This is a genomic window from Mesorhizobium sp. B2-1-3A, assembly GCF_006442655.1.
Lineage (GTDB): Bacteria > Pseudomonadota > Alphaproteobacteria > Rhizobiales > Rhizobiaceae > Mesorhizobium.
On sequence record NZ_VFWK01000007.1, the window covers coordinates 286712 to 304152 of the forward strand.

The 17441-nt window shown below is 62.9% G+C and carries 15 protein-coding genes; 4 read left to right on the forward strand and 11 right to left on the reverse strand.

Translation table 11 applies throughout. The features are described from left to right. Positions 1-12: 12 nt before the first annotated feature. Entirely contained in the window at positions 13-444 is a 432-nt protein-coding gene (irrA, locus tag FJ977_RS28515; protein WP_140775644.1) for an iron response transcriptional regulator IrrA, read from the reverse strand. 242 nt (positions 445-686) lie between these two features. On the opposite strand from irrA, the gene fabA reads away from it, so the two are divergent. From fabA to FJ977_RS28535, 4 genes are all read left to right on the forward strand, one after another. Continuing rightward, complete coding sequence (gene fabA, locus FJ977_RS28520; RefSeq protein WP_010913332.1) at positions 687-1202, forward strand: 3-hydroxyacyl-[acyl-carrier-protein] dehydratase FabA; 516 nt, start codon at positions 687-689, stop codon at positions 1200-1202. Positions 1203-1251: 49 nt separating this feature from the next. Then, positions 1252-2472, forward strand: a complete 1221-nt coding sequence (gene fabB / locus FJ977_RS28525) for a beta-ketoacyl-ACP synthase I (RefSeq protein WP_140775486.1) — start codon at positions 1252-1254, stop codon at positions 2470-2472. 31 nt (positions 2473-2503) lie between these two features. Next, complete coding sequence (gene fabI / locus FJ977_RS28530) at positions 2504-3307, forward strand: enoyl-ACP reductase FabI (protein WP_056569944.1); 804 nt, start codon at positions 2504-2506, stop codon at positions 3305-3307. A gap of 176 nt (positions 3308-3483) precedes the next feature. Beyond that, positions 3484-5028: a bifunctional diguanylate cyclase/phosphodiesterase gene (locus FJ977_RS28535; RefSeq protein ID WP_140775487.1), complete on the forward strand. Its 1545-nt coding sequence runs from the start codon at positions 3484-3486 to the stop codon at positions 5026-5028. Between the two features lie 17 nt (positions 5029-5045). Here the strand turns inward: FJ977_RS28535 and FJ977_RS28540 are convergent, their stop codons facing one another. The 10 genes from FJ977_RS28540 to rimP form a co-directional block, all read right to left on the reverse strand. Continuing rightward, the gene (locus tag FJ977_RS28540) at positions 5046-6056 is read right to left on the reverse strand and encodes a class I SAM-dependent methyltransferase (protein ID WP_140775488.1); all 1011 of its coding nucleotides are present in this window, start codon (positions 6054-6056) and stop codon (positions 5046-5048) included. A gap of 70 nt (positions 6057-6126) precedes the next feature. Continuing rightward, a complete protein-coding gene (pnp, locus tag FJ977_RS28545) occupies positions 6127-8274 on the reverse strand; it encodes a polyribonucleotide nucleotidyltransferase (protein ID WP_140775489.1) in 2148 nt (715 codons plus the stop codon). A gap of 410 nt (positions 8275-8684) precedes the next feature. After that, positions 8685-9059 (reverse strand): 30S ribosomal protein S15, encoded by a 375-nt coding sequence (gene rpsO, locus FJ977_RS28550; RefSeq protein WP_281406843.1) that lies wholly within the window; start codon positions 9057-9059, stop codon positions 8685-8687. 78 nt (positions 9060-9137) lie between these two features. Beyond that, positions 9138-10232, reverse strand: coding sequence for a magnesium/cobalt transporter CorA (corA, locus tag FJ977_RS28555; protein WP_140775490.1), 1095 nt, complete (start codon positions 10230-10232; stop codon positions 9138-9140). A 99-nt stretch (positions 10233-10331) separates the two neighbouring features. After that, a complete protein-coding gene (gene truB / locus FJ977_RS28560) occupies positions 10332-11309 on the reverse strand; it encodes a tRNA pseudouridine(55) synthase TruB (RefSeq protein WP_140775491.1) in 978 nt (325 codons plus the stop codon). After that, complete coding sequence (rbfA, locus tag FJ977_RS28565) at positions 11309-11734, reverse strand: 30S ribosome-binding factor RbfA (RefSeq protein ID WP_140775492.1); 426 nt, start codon at positions 11732-11734, stop codon at positions 11309-11311. The genes truB and rbfA overlap by 1 nt, the downstream gene beginning before the upstream one ends. A 126-nt stretch (positions 11735-11860) precedes the next feature. Beyond that, entirely contained in the window at positions 11861-14449 is a 2589-nt protein-coding gene (infB, locus tag FJ977_RS28570; protein WP_140775493.1) for a translation initiation factor IF-2, read from the reverse strand. Further along, complete coding sequence (locus tag FJ977_RS28575) at positions 14446-15096, reverse strand: RNA-binding protein (RefSeq protein ID WP_140775494.1); 651 nt, start codon at positions 15094-15096, stop codon at positions 14446-14448. The genes infB and FJ977_RS28575 overlap by 4 nt, the downstream gene beginning before the upstream one ends. 38 nt (positions 15097-15134) lie before the next feature. Beyond that, positions 15135-16730 (reverse strand): transcription termination factor NusA, encoded by a 1596-nt coding sequence (nusA, locus tag FJ977_RS28580; protein ID WP_140775495.1) that lies wholly within the window; start codon positions 16728-16730, stop codon positions 15135-15137. Between the two features lie 60 nt (positions 16731-16790). Continuing rightward, positions 16791-17423: a ribosome maturation factor RimP gene (gene rimP, locus FJ977_RS28585; RefSeq protein WP_140775496.1), complete on the reverse strand. Its 633-nt coding sequence runs from the start codon at positions 17421-17423 to the stop codon at positions 16791-16793. Positions 17424-17441: the final 18 nt, after the last annotated feature.

A 17441-nucleotide genomic window follows, 5' to 3' on the forward strand; every position in this document is an offset into this window, starting at 1 on the left:
CGGTCTTGCCGGTCATTCCTGGCGCTTGGGGCGCAATCTCACCACGATATCGACATTGGCGATTTCCATGCCCTCGGGCGGGTCCGGCAGGTTGGTGACCGTCACCGGGCCGCTTGCAATGTCGAAAATCCGGTTCTCGCCTTCGACGTAGAAATGGTGGTGGTCCGAGGTGTTGGTGTCGAAATAGGTCTTGGCGCCCTCGACGGCCAGGATGCGCAGCAGTCCCGCCTGGGTGAATTGGTGGAGCGCGTTGTAGACCGTGGCCAGCGACACCGGCACACCGGCGGCCAGCGCTTCCTCGTGCAATTCCTCGGCCGACAAATGGCGGTCGCCCTTGGCAAAAAGCAGGTCGGCCAGCGCAATACGCTGGCGCGTCGGCCTCAGGCCGGCTTCACGCACCCGCTTGTCCACAGCGACATTTTCCTTCCGGCAGCCCCGGTCCATCTGGTCTTCCAAGCTTGCAGTCCCGCTTCAAGACACGCCCAGAATGGCAAAAAAATGAACGTCTGCCGAAACCGGACCCCTGTCGACATATATTCTGTCGTCCGAATGCGATCAATAGCGCGCATTGACCCGGGCAGACTGGCGGGTTAAGCGCAAGCGCCGGTTTCCGGCCTGAAACAGATTGTGTTAGGACACCAACGACAAGGGCGCGCTACCGCCCGGACGATATGGGGACGAGATTGATGGCGGGTAAATCCAGCTACGACTACGAAGAATTGCTGGCCTGCGCCCGCGGCGAACTGTTCGGAGAGGGCAATGCCCAGCTGCCCTACCCGCCCATGCTGATGTTCGACCGCATCACCGAAATCAGCGAGACGGGCGGCGCCTTCGACAAGGGCTTCATCCGCGCCGAGTTCGACATCAAGCCGGACCTGTGGTTCTTTGCCTGCCATTTCATCGGCAATCCGATCATGCCGGGATGCCTCGGCCTCGACGCCTTGTGGCAGTTGACCGGCTTCTATCTCGGCTGGCTCGGCGAACCGGGCAAGGGAATGGCGCTGTCGACCGGTGAGGTCAAGTTCAAGGGCATGGTCACCCCATCGGTCAAAAAGGTCGAGTATGGCGTGGATTTCAAGCGCGTGATGCGTGGCCGACTGGTGCTCGGCATCGCCGATGGCTGGATGAAGGCGGATGGCGAGCCCATATATGCGGCTACCGACCTGAAGGTCGGTCTGTCCAAGCAGTCGGCGGTCGCTTGACCGCAGTCCTGGCCGACCAACTGGCCAGCATCCCTGGAAGGAGTTGCGAATGAGACGTGTCGTAGTCACAGGCCTCGGCATCGTGTCGTCGATCGGCAATAATGCCAATGAGGTGCAGACCTCGCTGCATGACGCCAGATCCGGCATCAGCTTTTCCGATTCCTTCGCCGAACATGGCTTTCGCTGCCAGGTCTGGGGCGCGCCTACACTCGACCCGTCCGCCATGATCGATCGTCGCGCGATGCGCTTCCTGTCACAGGGCGCGGCCTGGAACCACGTCGCCATGGATCAGGCGATCGCGGATGCGGCCTTGAGCGAAAGCGACGTCACCAACGAGCGCACCGGCATCGTCATGGGCTCGGGCGGCCCCTCCACCCGCACCATTGTCGAGGCGGCCGAAACCACGCTCAAGAACGGCAGCCCCAAGCGCATCGGTCCGTTCGCGGTGCCAAAGGCGATGTCGTCGACCGCGTCGGCTACGCTGGCCACATGGTTCAAGATCCACGGCGTCAACTATTCGATCTCATCGGCCTGCTCGACCTCGGCGCATTGCATCGGCAATGGCTACGAACTGATCCAGTGGGGCAAGCAGGATATCGTCTTTGCCGGCGGCCACGAGGATCTCGACTGGACGATGTCGGACCTGTTCGACGCCATGGGCGCCATGTCGTCGAAGTTCAACGACAGGGCATCGGCCGCTTCCCGCGCGTATGACGTCAATCGCGACGGCTTCGTCATCGCCGGCGGCGCCGGCGTGCTGGTGCTGGAAGAGCTGGAACATGCCAAGGCGCGCGGCGCCAAGATCTATGCCGAAATCGTCGGCTACGGCGCGACCTCGGACGGCCACGACATGGTCGCGCCTTCCGGCGAAGGCGCGGTCCGCTGCATGCGCCAGGCGCTGGCGACGGTTTCCACGCCGATCGATTACATCAACACCCACGGCACCTCGACGCCGGTGGGCGATTCCAAGGAAATGGGCGCCATCCGCGAGGTGTTCGGCGAGAAGATGCCGTTCATCACCTCGACGAAATCGCTGACCGGCCATTCGCTGGGCGCGGCCGGCGTGCAGGAATCCATCTATTCGATCCTGATGATGCAAGGCGGCTTTATCGGCGAGAGCGCCCATATCGAAACGCTCGATCCTGAATTCGAGGGCATGCCGATCGTGCGAAAGCGCATCGACAACGCCAAGATCGACACCGTCCTGTCAAATTCCTTCGGTTTCGGCGGCACCAACGCGACGCTCGTTTTCCAGCGCTATTCCGCATAAGGCCAGCGTTTTTCTAAAAGGATTGCCTGACATGGACGGACTGATGAAGGGCAAGCGCGGGCTTGTCATGGGTGTCGCCAACGACCATTCGATCGCCTGGGGCATCGCCCAGAAATTGTCAGAGCATGGGGCGGAGCTCGCCTTCACCTACCAGGGCGAGGCCTTTGGCCGCCGGGTCAAGCCGCTCGCCGACAGGCTGGGCGCGTCGCTGGTCGTTCCCTGCGATGTCGAGGACAGCGCTTCGGTCACCGCCACGTTCGAGACGCTTGGCAATGCCTGGGGTGGGCTGGATTTCGTCGTCCATGCCATCGGCTTTTCCGACAAGAACGAGTTGAAGGGCCTTTACGCCGACACCAGCCGCGACAACTTCGTCCGCACCATGGTGATCTCCTGCTACTCCTTCACCGAAGTCGCCCGCAATGCCGCGCCCCTGATGACGCAGGGCGGCTCGATGATCACGCTGACCTATGCCGGTTCGGTCCGCGTCATGCCGAACTACAATGTCATGGGCGTCGCCAAGGCCGGCCTCGAGGCCAGCGTGCGTTACCTCGCCAATGACTATGGTCCGCGCGGCATCCGGGTGAACGGCATCTCGGCGGGACCGGTGCGCACGCTGGCCGGCGCCGGCATTTCGGACGCCCGCCACATGTTCTCCTACCAGCAACGCAACTCGCCGCTGCGCCGTACCGTCACCATCGACGAGGTCGGCGGCTCGGCGCTTTATTTGCTGTCCGACCTGGCTTCCGGCGTCACCGGCGAAATCCACTATGTCGATTCCGGCTATCACATCGTCTCGATGCCGACGCTCGATGAGTTGAAGCAGACGGATGGCTAACGAGCCCTGAAACGGGTCAAGGCGACACGTTTCGGGCAATATGGATGGAGCCGTTTCGCGCAAATGGTCCTTTTTCCAGTAAAGAAATAATCCTCTCCAGTAAAATTGGATGCATTCGCGGAAACTCATTTTAAGAGGATTTCCGCTATAGAGGCCCGCAATCTGGGGACCTTTGAATGCCTGCCGTCAGCAACCCGAAGCGAACACCGGTGTTCCGACTGCTCACGATAGCAAGTTCGGGGATTGGCAGTTTCGTCCTCGGCATCTGGGGTCTGAAGCACGGTCTCGGCGCCGAGTTTGCCGGCATATCGGTGGACATGATGGTCGCGATCATGGCTGCGCTTTGCGCACTCGCGGCATCGGTTGCGGCAATGTCCTTCTTCGCCGGCGTCGATGAATCGGCGGATTTCGTTTTCAACGAAACCCATTTCGACAAGCTGACGGGACTTCTGGCGCGACCGGCGATGGTCGGCAAGATCGCCGAGGCCGCATGCGTGACAAGCCGGACCGGTGAACCGGTGTTCCTGATCGACATCGACATCGACCGGTTCAAGCAAATCAACGACGCGATTGGCTATAGCCAGGGCGACGAGCTGATCCGCGCCTTCACCAAGCGGCTGCAAGACAGCGTTCCCGCACGCGCCCTGATCGGGCGCATCGGTGCCGGGGAGTTCGCGGTATTGCTGCCGGATCACCAGATCCCAGGGACGATGGAGGGCATGATCGAGCGGCTCATCGACGAGATGATGGAGCCCTATGAACTCAGCAGCCATCAGCAATCGGTGAGCCTGTCCGTGGGCATCGTGGCGATGCCCAAGGATGGCGTCGATCCGGTCCTTATCCTGCGCCGGTCCAACCTGGCGCTGCAGCATGCGCGCGCCAGCGGCGTTGGCAACTGGTCGGTATTCGACAGCGAGATGGGACGAGTCGCCGACTATCGCCAATGGGTGGAATCCGAGCTGCACACGGCTTTCGAACGTGGCGATTTCGACCTCCATTATCAGCCACAGCTCGACCTGCCGAGCGGCCGCATCGTCGGCTATGAAGCGTTGATCCGCTGGAACCATCCTGAGCGAGGCATGATCCCGCCCATGGAGTTCATCCAGATCGCCGAGGAAACCGGGATGATCAACCCGATCGGCGAATGGGTGCTGCGCAAAGCCTGCAACGACGCCCGGCATTTGCCAGACGACTGTTTCGTCGCCGTCAACATTTCGCCGGTCCAGTTCATGACCAAGGATTTCGTCGGCATCGTGCGCGACACGATGCGGGCCACCGGCATAAAGCCGTCGCGGCTGGAGCTGGAAGTCACAGAGACAGCGATGATGCAGGATCGCGATCGCGCTGCCGCCATCCTGAAAGAGCTTGCCGAAATGGGCATCTCCGTTGCCGTCGATGATTTCGGCACCGGCTACTCGAACCTCAGCTATCTCATCGATTTCTCGTTCGGCAAGCTGAAGATCGACCGCTCCTTCGTCAGCCGCATCGATACCGATTCCAGCTCCGGCGCCGTCGTCTCGACCATTGTCGGACTTTCGCGCGCGCTTGGCGTCAGCATCATTGCCGAAGGCGTCGAGACCGAGAGCCAGGCCACGCTGCTGCGGGCAGCCGGCTGCGAGGTGGTGCAAGGTTACCTGTTCGGCCGGCCGGCGCCGCTCAAGATCGGCCTTGGTGGCGGGCAAGCCGCGGAAGAGGTCCGACGCGTCGCCAACCTGCACTGACCGCGATACGCATCGTTTCAGCGACGCGCGACAAACACCTTGAACATGCCGTCGCGGGCAAGCTCCGCATGGCTGGCAAAGGCGGCCGACAGCACGGGCTCGTAGGGAAGCTGGCGGTTGGCGACCATGACCAGCCTGCCACCGGGCTTGAGCGCCTTGGCTGCCGCGCGGATCATGCCGGCGCCGATCTCCGGCTCCGCCGCACGGCTGCGATGAAAGGGCGGGTTCATGGCGATGACGTCGTAACGGCGCTCGACAGGCTCGGCGAGCAGATCCGTCCAGAAAAAGCCTTGCGCCGCTGTGTCGACGAGGTTTCCCTTGGCAGCCTCCAGCGCATCGAAATCCGCCTCATAAAGATCGAGCCCCGACAAGCCGGGCAAGCGGGCAGCCATCTCGGCCGCCACATAGCCCCAGCCGGCGCAAAGATCGGCACCACTGCCGCGCAGATCGCCGGGCAAATTGTCGACCAGCAGTTTCGAACCCGCATCGACGCGATCGAAGGAAAACATGCCGGGTGCGGTGCGGAACCGATCCTCGACCAGCAAGGCGGGGTTGGCGGCACGAAATGCCGCGGCAGCCCGCATATCCGCCGGACGACGCAGCCAGAAGGCAATGCCGTGATATTTCGGCATATGCCCGTCGAGCGGCACGAGCTCGTCGACGCGCTTGCGCAGGCTGGCAATGCCGTCGTCCTTGCCGCCAGCGATGACGACCAGTCCGCCCGGCACCACGCGCTCGAGAGCCTCGGCGATACGCAGTTCATTCTGGCCGCGATGGCGGCCGGCGAGCACAAGGGCGGCATCAAAACCGTCACCCACCGGTTGCGGCGTGACCGTGAAACCCGCCGCCTGCAACGCGCGGAAATGCGGCCGGAAGCCCTGTACGAGATGCAGCGAGGCCTCGAAGCCCGGTGGTGAGCGCAGGCCGGGCTCGGCGCCGAGGAAGAGGATGCGCTCGCCCTTTCCCGGCATGGCAAGAGCCTCGGCCTCGAACGGATGGAAAAGCGTCTTCAGCGCTTCAGCGGACATTCCCTCTACCTTCCAAACGAAAACGGGCGCGACATCAGCCGCGCCCGTTTCGATTTCCGTGTCAGACCAATCAGGCGGCGTCTTCTTCGCCTTCGGCCTTCTTCTCGCGCACGACTTCCTTGCCGGTGGCCTGGTCTACGACCTTCATCGAGAGGCGGACCTTGCCGCGCTCGTCGAAGCCCATCAGCTTGACCCAGACCTTGTCGCCTTCCTTGACGACATCCGAGGTCTTGGCAACGCGCTCATTGGCGAGCTGCGAGATGTGGACGAGACCATCGCGGGGACCAAAGAAATTGACGAAAGCGCCGAAGTCGGCGGTCTTGACGACCGTGCCTTCGTAGATCTCGCCGACTTCCGGCTCGGCGACGATGGTGTGGATCCACTTCTTCGCCGCCTCGATCTCCTTGGCGTTGGAGGAAGCGATCTTGACCGTGCCGTCGTCCTCGATGTTGATCTTGGCGCCGGTCTTCTCGACGATCTCGCGGATGACCTTGCCGCCCGAACCGATGACGTCGCGGATCTTGTCGGTCGGAATGTGCATGACCTCGATGCGCGGCGCGAACTCGCCGAGTTCGGCGCGGGCGCCGGTCAGGGCATGCGCCATTTCGCCGAGGATATGCTGGCGGCCATCCTTGGCCTGGTCCAGCGCGATCTTCATGATCTCCTCGGTGATGCCCTCGATCTTGATGTCCATCTGCAGCGAGGTGATGCCATTGGCGGTGCCGGCGACCTTGAAGTCCATGTCGCCGAGGTGATCTTCGTCACCCAGAATGTCGGACAGAACCGCGAAGCGCTCGCCTTCCTTGATCAGGCCCATGGCGATACCGGCAACGGGCTTGGCCAGCGGCACGCCGGCATCCATCAGCGCCAGCGAGGTGCCGCAGACGGTGGCCATCGACGACGAGCCGTTGGACTCGGTGATCTCAGAGACGACGCGCAGCGTGTAGGGGAACTGGTCAGCGCTCGGCAGCATCGGCCGGATGGCGCGCCAGGCGAGCTTGCCGTGGCCGATTTCGCGGCGGCCCGGCGAACCCATGCGGCCGGTCTCGCCGACGGAATAGGGAGGGAAGTTGTAGTGAAGGAGGAACTTCTCCTTGTACATGCCGGTCAGCGAATCGACATACTGCTCGTCTTCGCCGGTGCCGAGCGTGGCAACGACCAGCGCCTGGGTCTCGCCGCGGGTGAACAGCGCCGAACCATGGGTGCGCGGCAGCACGCCGACTTCGGAAACGATCTTGCGGACCGTCTTCAGGTCGCGGCCATCGATGCGCGAGCCGGTGTCGAGGATGTTCCAGCGCACGACCTTGGCCTGGAGTTCCTTGAACACGGAACCGATCTGCTCGGAGGTGTATTTGGGGTCTTCGCCTTCGGCCGGAGCGAACGCGGCCTTGACCTTGGCCTTGACGGCGTCGACGGCGGCATAGCGCTTCTGCTTGTCGGTGATCTTGTAGGCTTCACGAAGCTCGTCGCCGACGATGTTCAGCATTTCGCCTTCGAGCGCGGAATAGTCGGGCGCGGTGAAGTCGCGTGGCTCCTTGGCGGCAACTTCGGCCAACTTGATGATGGCGTCGATAACCGGCTGGAAGCCCTTGTGGCCGAACATGACAGCGCCGAGCATCAGCTCTTCGCCAAGTTCCTTGGCTTCCGACTCAACCATCAGCACGGCGTCGGCGGTGCCGGCGACGACGAGGTCGAGCTTGGATTCCTGCATCTCGTCGATGTGCGGGTTGAGAACGTATTCGCCGTTGATGTAGCCGACGCGCGCGCCGCCGACCGGACCCATGAAGGGAACGCCCGACAGGGTCAGAGCGGCCGAGGTGGCAACGATCGACAGGATGTCCGGATCGTTCTCGAGGTCATGCTGGACGACCGTGACGACGATCTGGGTGTCGTTCTTGTAGCCGTCGGCGAAGAGCGGACGGATCGGGCGGTCGATGAGGCGCGAAACCAGCGTTTCCTTTTCGCTCGGACGGCCTTCACGCTTGAAGTAGCCGCCCGGGATCTTGCCGGCGGCGTAGGTCTTTTCCTGGTAGTTGACGGTCAGCGGAAAGAAATCCAGGCCGGGCTTGGGCTCCTTCATTGAAACGACGGTGGCCAGAACCTTGGTCTCGCCGTAGGTGGCGAGCACGGCGCCGTCAGCCTGGCGCGCGATCTTGCCGGTTTCGAGGATGAGCGGGCGACCGCCCCATTCGATTTCCACTTTGTGTTGATTGAACATGTCTTGTCCTTTGTATGAGGAAAGGCCGCGCCGTTTCAGCGTGCGCGGGTGCCCTTTCCTCTGGCTTCCTTTCTCGGGCAGCCACGGGCAAGACAACGGGAGGCTCGGGTTTCATCGGCGCGGTGGCCTTTTACGAGCGTCCTGCAATCCTGCCCCATGACCGTCCATGGGTGGCTTCGAGTGGCCCTCTGCGCGCTCGAAGCCGGATATGGCCAATCGATCAACTGGCCTGCGCACAACCCCGAAGCCCACGGCTTACGGAACGCGTCATGCGCAAATTCAACTTTTGGAGCGTCCGTCCGGCATCCGGAAGGGTGCGCGGCGCTCCAGTCCTGCATTCGAGATCGGGTTGGCCCGAGGCTCGAATGCGCGACCGGCGGACTCCTTGAAGGAGCCCGCCGGTCAATTCGTCAACGGCGCAGACCGAGCTTCTCGATCAGTGTCTGGTAGCGCGCGTCGTCCTTGCGCTTGAGATAATCAAGCAGGCTGCGGCGCTGGGACACGAGAGCGAGCAGACCACGGCGGGAATGGTTATCCTTCTTGTGGTCCTTGAAATGGTCGGTCAGGTTCTTGATGCGCTCGGAAAGGATGGCCACCTGGACTTCCGGAGACCCGGTATCGCCCTTGGCGGTAGCGAATTCGCCCATCAATTCCTTCTTGCGCTCGGCAGTAATCGACATCGTGTTTTTCCTTATCTGTTTGAGGAAACGGGTCGCCCTCAGCCGGGATGTCGTCCAGCAGGGGCCGGTGCAAGCAAAGCGTCGTCGCGCTATGCTGCGGCGCATATAGTGCAATTCCCGGCAAAACACCAGCCCAATTCACCAAGCCGGCTTTTCAGCCCCAAATGGCAAGTTTTGCCGCAGTCAAAGCCATTTCTTCCATTTGAAGAACGCAATCAGGCTGACCGCGATAACAGCCATGAACAGGAGCGCCTCCGGATAACCGTAATAGGCCTTCAACTCCGGCATGTTCCAGGGCGAGCTCTCGGGATCGAAATTCATGCCCCATACACCGACCAGGAAGGTGAGAGGCATGAAGATGACCGAAACGATGGTGAGATAGCTGATGACGTCGTTGGTGCGCGCCTGGCTCAGCGACAGATGCATCTCGATCAGGCCGGTCAGCATGTCGCGCTGAGTCTCGACGAGTTCGATCAGCCTGAGCGAATGGTCGAGCGTGTCATTGAGGAAGACCTTGGTCTCGGCTCTGACATAGGGCACTTCGTTGCGGATCAGCGTCGCCAACGCATCGCGCATCGGCCACAGCACGCCCTTCAGCACATTGGCGTCGCGCCGCAATTCGTGCAGCTGCCGCATCTGATGCTTGTGCGGCGAATGCAGCATCTCATCCTCGATGCTGTCGACCAGGTCGCCGGCTCCCTCGATCGGCGGAAAATAGCTGTCGACGATAGCGTCGATAAGCGCGTAGGCCAGATAGTCGGCGCCGCGGGTCCGCAACCGGTTGGGCGCCGAACTCTCGATGCGCTTGCGCACCGGGTCGAACGGATCGCCCTCGCGCTCCTGGAAGGTGACGACGAAGTTCTCGCCGACGAAGAGAGCGATCTGTTCGTAGCGATGCGAGGTGACATCGTCGATCATGCGCACGACGACGAAGGCATGATCCTCGAAGAAGTCGACCTTCGGCCGCTGGCCGGTGTTGACGACATCCTCCAGCGCCAGCGGATGCAGGCTGAAGATGCGACCGATCTCCTCGATCAGCCCGATGTTGGCGAGGCCGGTGCAGTCGAGCCAGATCACCGGCCATTTCTGGCAATTGGCCTCGACGTCGGCGATGCTGGCATTGTCGATGGTCTTGAACTTCTGCGGCGAGATCAAGGTCAGTCGCAATTCGGAGTGCCGCGCCGCCGGATCGGCGATCAGCGTACCCGGCGAGGCGCCGACCGGCGGCCGCCTTATCCTCACCGGCGCCCGCTTTTTCACCGCCTCGGCCTTTGCCATGTGCCCCTCGAGCGTAGAGTCGACGTGAAGTTAGAACCTTGTTCTCGCAATTTCGAACAGAAAACCGTTTTCGCACTTTTCCTAGAATTGCGTCAGCCTTCAGCCGGCAAAGACCCGCTTGGGCTTGAACATGCCCTGCTCGATCGCGCCGATGGCGACCAGCTTGCCGCGCGCCGTGGCGCAGGCCTCTTCGGCCTCCACCGGCGCATCGCGGCCGCGAATGATGACGGGATTGCCGAGACGGATCTTGGTTGCCGCATCATCGCTGATGGCGATCTGCGGCAAGCAGTCGAGAGCCGCCGATGTGTCGACAAGAAGCGCATCAATGGCATCGAAGTTTACGGGGATCTCTATCGGCTCAGCGCCGTCGGCCGGCTCCGGTTTGTCCTCACCTTGTGCTCCGAAGCGGGCCGCCTCGAGCTCGGCGATGGTGACGAAATCCTCTTGCGTGAACGGCTCGACCTCGACCCGGCGCAGATCGGAAATATGGCCGAAGCAGCCGAGGTCGCGGCCCATGTCACGAGCCAGCGAGCGCACATAGGTGCCCTTGCCGCATTCGACCTCGAAAACCGTGTGATCAGTGTGGTGCTCGATGATGTCCAAACGACCGATCTCGATCTCGCGCGGGGGGATGTCGACCGTCTCGCCTTCGCGGGCAAGGTCATAGGCGCGTTCGCCTGATATCTTGATGGCCGAGAATTGCGGCGGCGTCTGCATGATGACGCCGGTGTATTTCGCCAGCAGCGCCTGGACCTCGGCTTCCGCCGGACGCAGGTCGGAACTCTTCGTCACCGGCCCTTCGAGATCGTCGGTGGAGCGCTCATCGCCCCAGGCAACGGTGAAGCGATAGATCTTGGCGCCGTCCTGCACATAAGGCACGGTCTTGGTGGCTTCGCCGAGCGCGATCGGCAGCATGCCGGAAGCCAGCGGGTCGAGCGTACCGGCATGGCCGGCCTTTTCCGCCTGGAACAGCCACTTGATCTTGGAGACAGCCTCGGTCGAGCCCATGCCGACCGGCTTGTCGAGCACCACCCAGCCGGAGACCGGCCGGCCCTTCTTCTTGCCGCGGCGCGCCATTATTCGCTGTCCTTGTCTTCGTCTTTGTCTTGGCCGTCCGCATCGAGATCGCGCGCCACTTCGGGCGACTTCAACAGGTCGTTGATCCTGGCGAAATTGTCGAAGGAGGTGTCCAGCCGGAAGCGGAACTCCGGCATGTACTTCATCTGCCTGAGCGCGCCGGAGACACGGCCACGGACGAATTTCGCATGCTTGTTGAGCGCCTCGATGACGGCGCCGGCATCCTTGGCGCCGAGCGGAGAAACAAAGGCGGTGGCGATCTTCAGATCGGGCGACATGCGCACTTCCGAGACCGAGACGACCGAGTTTTCAATCAACGGGTCGAGGATCTCGCCGCGCTGCAGGGTTTCGGACAGGGCGTGGCGAACCTGTTCGCCGACGCGAAGCATGCGCTGGGACGGGCCGGATGTGGTGGAACGGGGCATTTTTCTCAATCCTGAAAGCGTGAGGCGCGGGATAGGACCGTGCCGCATGTCTCAAACGGGTCATTCTCAAAAGGCCTGGGGCGGCGGTCTTTCGACCACCGCCCGTTACCGACAAGTCACGCGAACTCAGAGTGTCCGGGTCACCATCTCGACGCGGAAGCACTCGATGATGTCGCCGACGCGCATGTCCTCGTAGTTCTGGAAGGCCATGCCGCACTCCTGGCCGCCGGGGACTTCCGAAACCTCGTCCTTGAAGCGCTTCAGCGTCTTCAGCGTGCCTTCGTGGATGACGACGTTGTCGCGTATCAGGCGTACGCCCGCGCCACGCTCGACCTTGCCTTCGGTGACACGGCAGCCGGCGATCTTGCCGACCTTGGTGATGTCGAAGATCTCGAGGATCTCGGCATTGCCGATGAAGGTCTCGCGACGCTCCGGCGACAGCAGGCCCGACAGAGCCGCCTTCACATCATCCACGAGGTTGTAGATGATCGAGTAATAGCGGATCTCGATGCCCGCGGCCGCGGCCGCGGCGCGCGCCTGCACGTTGGCGCGAACGTTGAAGCCGATGATCGCCGCACCAGACGTTTCCGCCAGCGAGACGTCGCTTTCGGTGATGGCGCCGGCGCCGGCATGGACGATACGCGCACGCACCTCGTCGGTGCCGAGCTTGTCCAGTGCTGCGTTGATCGCCTCGATCGAACCCTGAACGTCGCCCTTGATGACCAGCGGGAATTCCTTCAGCCCGCTCGTCTGCAACTGCGACATCATCTGTTCGAGCGAGCCACGCTGACCGGCATGCCTGGCCACCGCCTTCTCGCGCGCCAGGCGCTGGCGATACTCGGTGATCTCGCGGGCGCGGGCCTCGTTGTTGACGACCGCGAAGCGATCGCCAGCCTGTGGCGTGCCCTGAAGGCCGAGCACCTCGACCGGCATTGCCGGCGGCGCTTCCTTGATCTGCTCGCCGCGGTCGTTGACCAGAGCGCGCACCCGGCCCCACTCGTTGCCGGCGACGAGGATGTCGCCCGGCATCAGCGTGCCGGTCTGCACCAGCACGGTGGCGACGGGACCACGGCCCTTGTCGAGCTGCGCCTCGATGACGACGCCCTCGGCGGTACGGTCCGGATTGGCCTTCAGATCGAGGATTTCGGCCTGCAGCAGGATCGCCTCGAGCAGCTTGTCGAGATTGGTGCCCTTGGTCGCCGACACTTCGACGTCCAGCACTTCACCGCCCATGGATTCGACGAAAACCTCATGGCGCAGCAGTTCCGAGCGCACCTTCTGCGGATCGGCGTCATGCTTGTCGATCTTGTTGATCGCCACGATGATCGGAACGCCGGCCGCCTTGGCATGGCTGATCGATTCGATCGTCTGCGGCATCACGCTGTCGTCGGCAGCCACCACCAGGATGGCAATGTCGGTGGCCTGGGCGCCGCGGGCACGCATCGCCGTGAAGGCGGCGTGGCCGGGCGTGTCGATGAAGGTGATCTTCTGACCATTCTTCTCGACCTGATAGGCACCGATATGCTGGGTGATGCCGCCGGCCTCGCCGGAGACGACATTGGCATTGCGGATCGCGTCGAGCAGCGACGTCTTGCCGTGGTCGACGTGGCCCATGATGGTCACCACCGGCGGACGCGAGACCAGATCTTCGGCATTGTCGGCGATGTTGAACAGGCCTTCCTCGATGTCGGACTCGGCGACGCGGCGGACCGTGTGACCGAATTCGGTGGCGACCAGCTCGGCCGTGTCGGCGTCGATGACGTCGCCCGGCTTCAGGATCTGGCCCTGCTTCATGAAGAACTTGACCACATCGACCGCACGTTCGGACATGCGCTGCGCCAGTTCCTGGATGGTGATGGTTTCGGGCAGGATCACTTCGCGCATGACTTTCTCGCGCGGCTCATTGTGCATCGCGCGCTTGAACTTCTCCTGGCGGCGACGCATCGACGACAGCGAACGAGCCCGCGCATCCTCGTCGGAAAGCGCGGAATTCAGTGTCAGCTTGCCACGGCGACGATCTTCCTCGCCCTTGGTCGGCTTGGCCGGACGCGCCACTTCGGGCGTGACCAGGCGACGTACCGGCGCACCGGCGCCCGTCCGCTTCGGCTTGACCTCTTCCTCTTCGTCTACGGTTGCCAGTTCCGCGGCCTGCGGCGCACGGCGGCGTGCCTCTTCCTCGGCGCGACGGCGCGATTCGGCCTCGGTCTGCAACCGCGCCTCTTCCTCGGCCTGGCGGCGCGCGGATTCCTCGCGTTCGCGCTTGCGGCGCTCTTCATCCTCGGCGCGGCGCTTGGCGTCCTCGGCGGCGCGCTGACGGTCCTCGACCTCGCGCACCTTCGATCCTTCGAGCGCCCTGCGGCGCGCTTCCATTTCACTGCGCGACAGTTCGTTCAGCACCATGCCGCTGCGTTCGACCGGAGGCCGCGGGGGGGGCGGAGGCGGAGGCGCCTTGGGCGCTTCCTGCACGACAGGTGCCGCGACGACGACCGGCGGCTTCGGCGTGAAGACAGGCACAGGCGCGGCAGCAACCGGCTCCGGCTTGTCGCCGGGCAGGGAGAACTTGCGCTTCTTGGTCTCGACCACGACCGACTTGGTCCGGCCATGCGAGAAGTTCTGGCGCACGGTGCCCTGTTCCATGCCGGGGCGCTTCAGCGTCAAGGTCTTCTTCGGTGTAACACTCAACGTCTTGTCGTCGCCCGATTTCGTATCGCTCATTCCATATCCTCTGCGGGCTCATCTTCGTCAGCAACGGCCGCAAGCATTGCCAGATCGTCCGGGGTACCGCCCCGATATCGGTCGAGCGCAACCATGCGCTTCTGGACCGCCTTACCCGCGTCTCCCGCGAGGACGGCAGCATGTATCACATTTGTACCCCCCAATGCCAAGCTCAACTCGGCCTCGGAGAAAAGTTTGTAGGCAAGGGTGGAAGGGCCGCCGAGATGGACAGTCGCCCGTCGCGCCTGGCTGATCTTGCGCACGCCATCGTCCGATGCTTCGGTCGCGTGGAGAACGAAAAGCGCCAGCCCGCTGCGCACGGCACTCTCGACCTTGGTAGCACCGAGAGCGATCGCGCCTGCCTTGCGGGCGAGACCCAGCATGCCCAGCGCGGATCTGGAGAGCAGTCCGTCGACCATGCCGCCAAGATCCGGCGGCACAACCACCTGTGCCTTGAAGGCGCGGGCAAAAAGGTTCTTGGCCGCCGCCTTGTCGATATGTAGGCGGTCGGCGCTTACCCAGCAACCGCGGCCGGGCAGATTTCTCTTGAGATCGGGAACGACGGCCGAATCCGGGCCGACGACGAACCGGATCAGATCATCCGGTTCGGCCTGCTTGCGGGTGACGATGCAGGTGCGATCGTTCATCTCGTCCTGGGGCGGGTTCTGTGCGATGCGGTTTCACCTCACGCACCAACGGCTTCGTCAGCCGATGCTTCTTCGGCTGCAAGCTCGTCTTCGGTGATCCAGCCGGCCTTGAGGCGGGCATTGAGCACCATCTGCTCGGCATCGGCACGCGAAACACCGTGATTGGCCAGCACGCCCGGATAGACTTTTGTCTCGCCGTCCTTGCGTTCCTTCCAGCCGGTCAGGTCATCGGCGGCATAGCCGGCGAAATCCTCGATCGTCTTCACGCCGTCCTCGCCGAGCGTCACCATCATGGCGGTGGTGATGCCGGGGATTTCGCGCAGTTCGTCCGAGACACCCAGCGCCTTGCGCTTCTCGTCATGCTCGGCCTCGATCTTTTCGAGATATTCGCGGGCACGGGTCTGGATTTCCGAAGCGGTATCTTCGTCGAAGCCGTCGATCGAGGCGATCTCGCCAGAGTCGACATAGGCGACTTCCTCGACGCTGGTGAAGCCTTCGGAGGCCAGCACCTGGCCGACCATCTCGTCGACATCGAGGGCTTCCATGAACAGCGCCGAGCGCTCGACGAATTCCTTCTGGCGGCGCTCGGATTCCTCGGCCTCGGTCAGGATGTCGATGTCCCAGCCGGTGAGCTGCGAGGCGAGACGCACGTTCTGGCCGCGGCGGCCGATGGCCAGCGACAGCTGATCGTCGGGAACCACCACTTCGATGCGCTCGGCGTCCTCGTCGAGCACGACCTTGGCGACTTCCGCCGGCTGCAGCGCATTGACGATGAAGGAGGCGGCCGAGGGCGACCACGGAATGATGTCGATCTTCTCGCCCTGCAGTTCGCCGACGACGGCCTGGACACGGCTGCCGCGCATACCGACGCAGGCGCCGACCGGATCGATCGAGCTGTCACGCGAGATGACGGCGATCTTGGCGCGAGAGCCCGGGTCGCGAGCGACCGACTTGATCTCGATGATGCCGTCATAGATTTCCGGCACTTCCATGGTGAAGAGCTTGGCCATGAACTGCGGATGCGTGCGCGACAGGAAGATCTGCGGGCCGCGCTGCTCGCGGCGCACATCGTAGACATAGGCGCGAACGCGGTCGCCATACTTGTAGTTTTCGCGCGGGATCAGTTCGTCACGGCGGATGATGGCTTCGCCACGGCCGAGATCGACGATGACATTGCCATACTCGACGCGCTTGACGGTGCCGTTGACGATCTCGCCGATGCGGTCCTTGTATTCGTCGTACTGACGGTCACGCTCGGCCTCGCGCACCTTCTGCACGATGACCTGCTTGGCCGACTGGGCGGCGATGCGGCCGAAATCCATCGGCGGCAGCTGTTCGGCGATGAAGTCGCCGAGCTGGGCGTCGGGATTGCGCTCGCGGGCCGAGGAAATCGCGATCTGCGTGGCATAGTCGTCGACCTTTTCGACCACTTCCATCAGCCGCTGCAGCTTCATCTCGCCGGTGTTCGGGTTGATGTCGGCGCGGATGTTGGTCTCCTGGCCGTAACGCGAACGCGCCGCCTTCTGGATCGCATCGGCCATGGCGGCGATAACGATCGACTTGTCGATCGACTTTTCACGCGCGACCGCGTCGGCAATCTGCAGCAGTTCAAGTCTGTTGGCGCTTACAACCATCTTATTTCTCCCGAGCTTGTTGCCGAGCTTTTACGCCCGGCCGCTCAATCATAGTTCCTGTTAGATTTCATCTTCCGCGCCGCCTTCAACACCCTCGGGTGCGTCATCAGGCTCACCGCGGCGTTTCTTGGCTTCCTTGCGTTCGCGGTTGTCCTTCGACAACGCCTCACGGATGAGGTCGTCGGTAAGGATCAGCCGCACATCGGCGATCGCGTCATAGGGAACGCGCACCGTCGGCTCCTCGCCATAGGCTGCCTTGTCGCGCTCGATCAGCACATCGTTCTCGCCGGCCTCGGCGATCTTGCCCTTGAAGCGCTTGCGATCCGCGACGATGACCGACGTTTCCATCTTCACCAGATGACCGGTCCAGGTGACGAAATCCGATTTGCGCACCAACGGCCGGTCGATACCGGGCGAAGAGACTTCGAGATGATACGCCTTTTCGATCGGATCATCGACATCGAGCGCCGGCGACACCGCGCGGCTGACCTCTTCGCAATCCTCGACGGTCATGGTGCCGTCCTCGCGCTCGGCCATGATCTGCAGCGTCAGCCCGTTCTGGCCGGACAGATGCACGCGCACGAGGCGAAAGCCGATGCCGCGCAGCACCGGTTGGACGATCAGCGCAATGCGCGCATCGATGCCGCTTTCGCGGATGATGCGGTCGTCACCTTCGCTTACCGTTGCAGTCATCAATTACCTGTCGTTCGT

What these genes read in the sequence shown, in the direction of transcription:
- irrA (WP_140775644.1), bottom strand. Translation starts at nt 444, where the DNA reads ATGGACCGGGGCTGCCGGAAGGAAAATGTCGCTGTGGACAAGCGGGTG.
- fabA (WP_010913332.1), top strand. Translation starts at nt 687, where the DNA reads ATGGCGGGTAAATCCAGCTACGACTACGAAGAATTGCTGGCCTGCGCC.
- fabB (WP_140775486.1), top strand. Translation starts at nt 1,252, where the DNA reads ATGAGACGTGTCGTAGTCACAGGCCTCGGCATCGTGTCGTCGATCGGC.
- fabI (WP_056569944.1), top strand. Translation starts at nt 2,504, where the DNA reads ATGGACGGACTGATGAAGGGCAAGCGCGGGCTTGTCATGGGTGTCGCC.
- FJ977_RS28535 (WP_140775487.1), top strand. Translation starts at nt 3,484, where the DNA reads ATGCCTGCCGTCAGCAACCCGAAGCGAACACCGGTGTTCCGACTGCTC.
- FJ977_RS28540 (WP_140775488.1), bottom strand. Translation starts at nt 6,056, where the DNA reads ATGTCCGCTGAAGCGCTGAAGACGCTTTTCCATCCGTTCGAGGCCGAG.
- pnp (WP_140775489.1), bottom strand. Translation starts at nt 8,274, where the DNA reads ATGTTCAATCAACACAAAGTGGAAATCGAATGGGGCGGTCGCCCGCTC.
- rpsO (WP_281406843.1), bottom strand. Translation starts at nt 9,059, where the DNA reads ATGCGCCGCAGCATAGCGCGACGACGCTTTGCTTGCACCGGCCCCTGC.
- corA (WP_140775490.1), bottom strand. Translation starts at nt 10,232, where the DNA reads ATGGCAAAGGCCGAGGCGGTGAAAAAGCGGGCGCCGGTGAGGATAAGG.
- truB (WP_140775491.1), bottom strand. Translation starts at nt 11,309, where the DNA reads ATGGCGCGCCGCGGCAAGAAGAAGGGCCGGCCGGTCTCCGGCTGGGTG.
- rbfA (WP_140775492.1), bottom strand. Translation starts at nt 11,734, where the DNA reads ATGCCCCGTTCCACCACATCCGGCCCGTCCCAGCGCATGCTTCGCGTC.
- infB (WP_140775493.1), bottom strand. Translation starts at nt 14,449, where the DNA reads ATGAGCGATACGAAATCGGGCGACGACAAGACGTTGAGTGTTACACCG.
- FJ977_RS28575 (WP_140775494.1), bottom strand. Translation starts at nt 15,096, where the DNA reads ATGAACGATCGCACCTGCATCGTCACCCGCAAGCAGGCCGAACCGGAT.
- nusA (WP_140775495.1), bottom strand. Translation starts at nt 16,730, where the DNA reads ATGGTTGTAAGCGCCAACAGACTTGAACTGCTGCAGATTGCCGACGCG.
- rimP (WP_140775496.1), bottom strand. Translation starts at nt 17,423, where the DNA reads ATGACTGCAACGGTAAGCGAAGGTGACGACCGCATCATCCGCGAAAGC.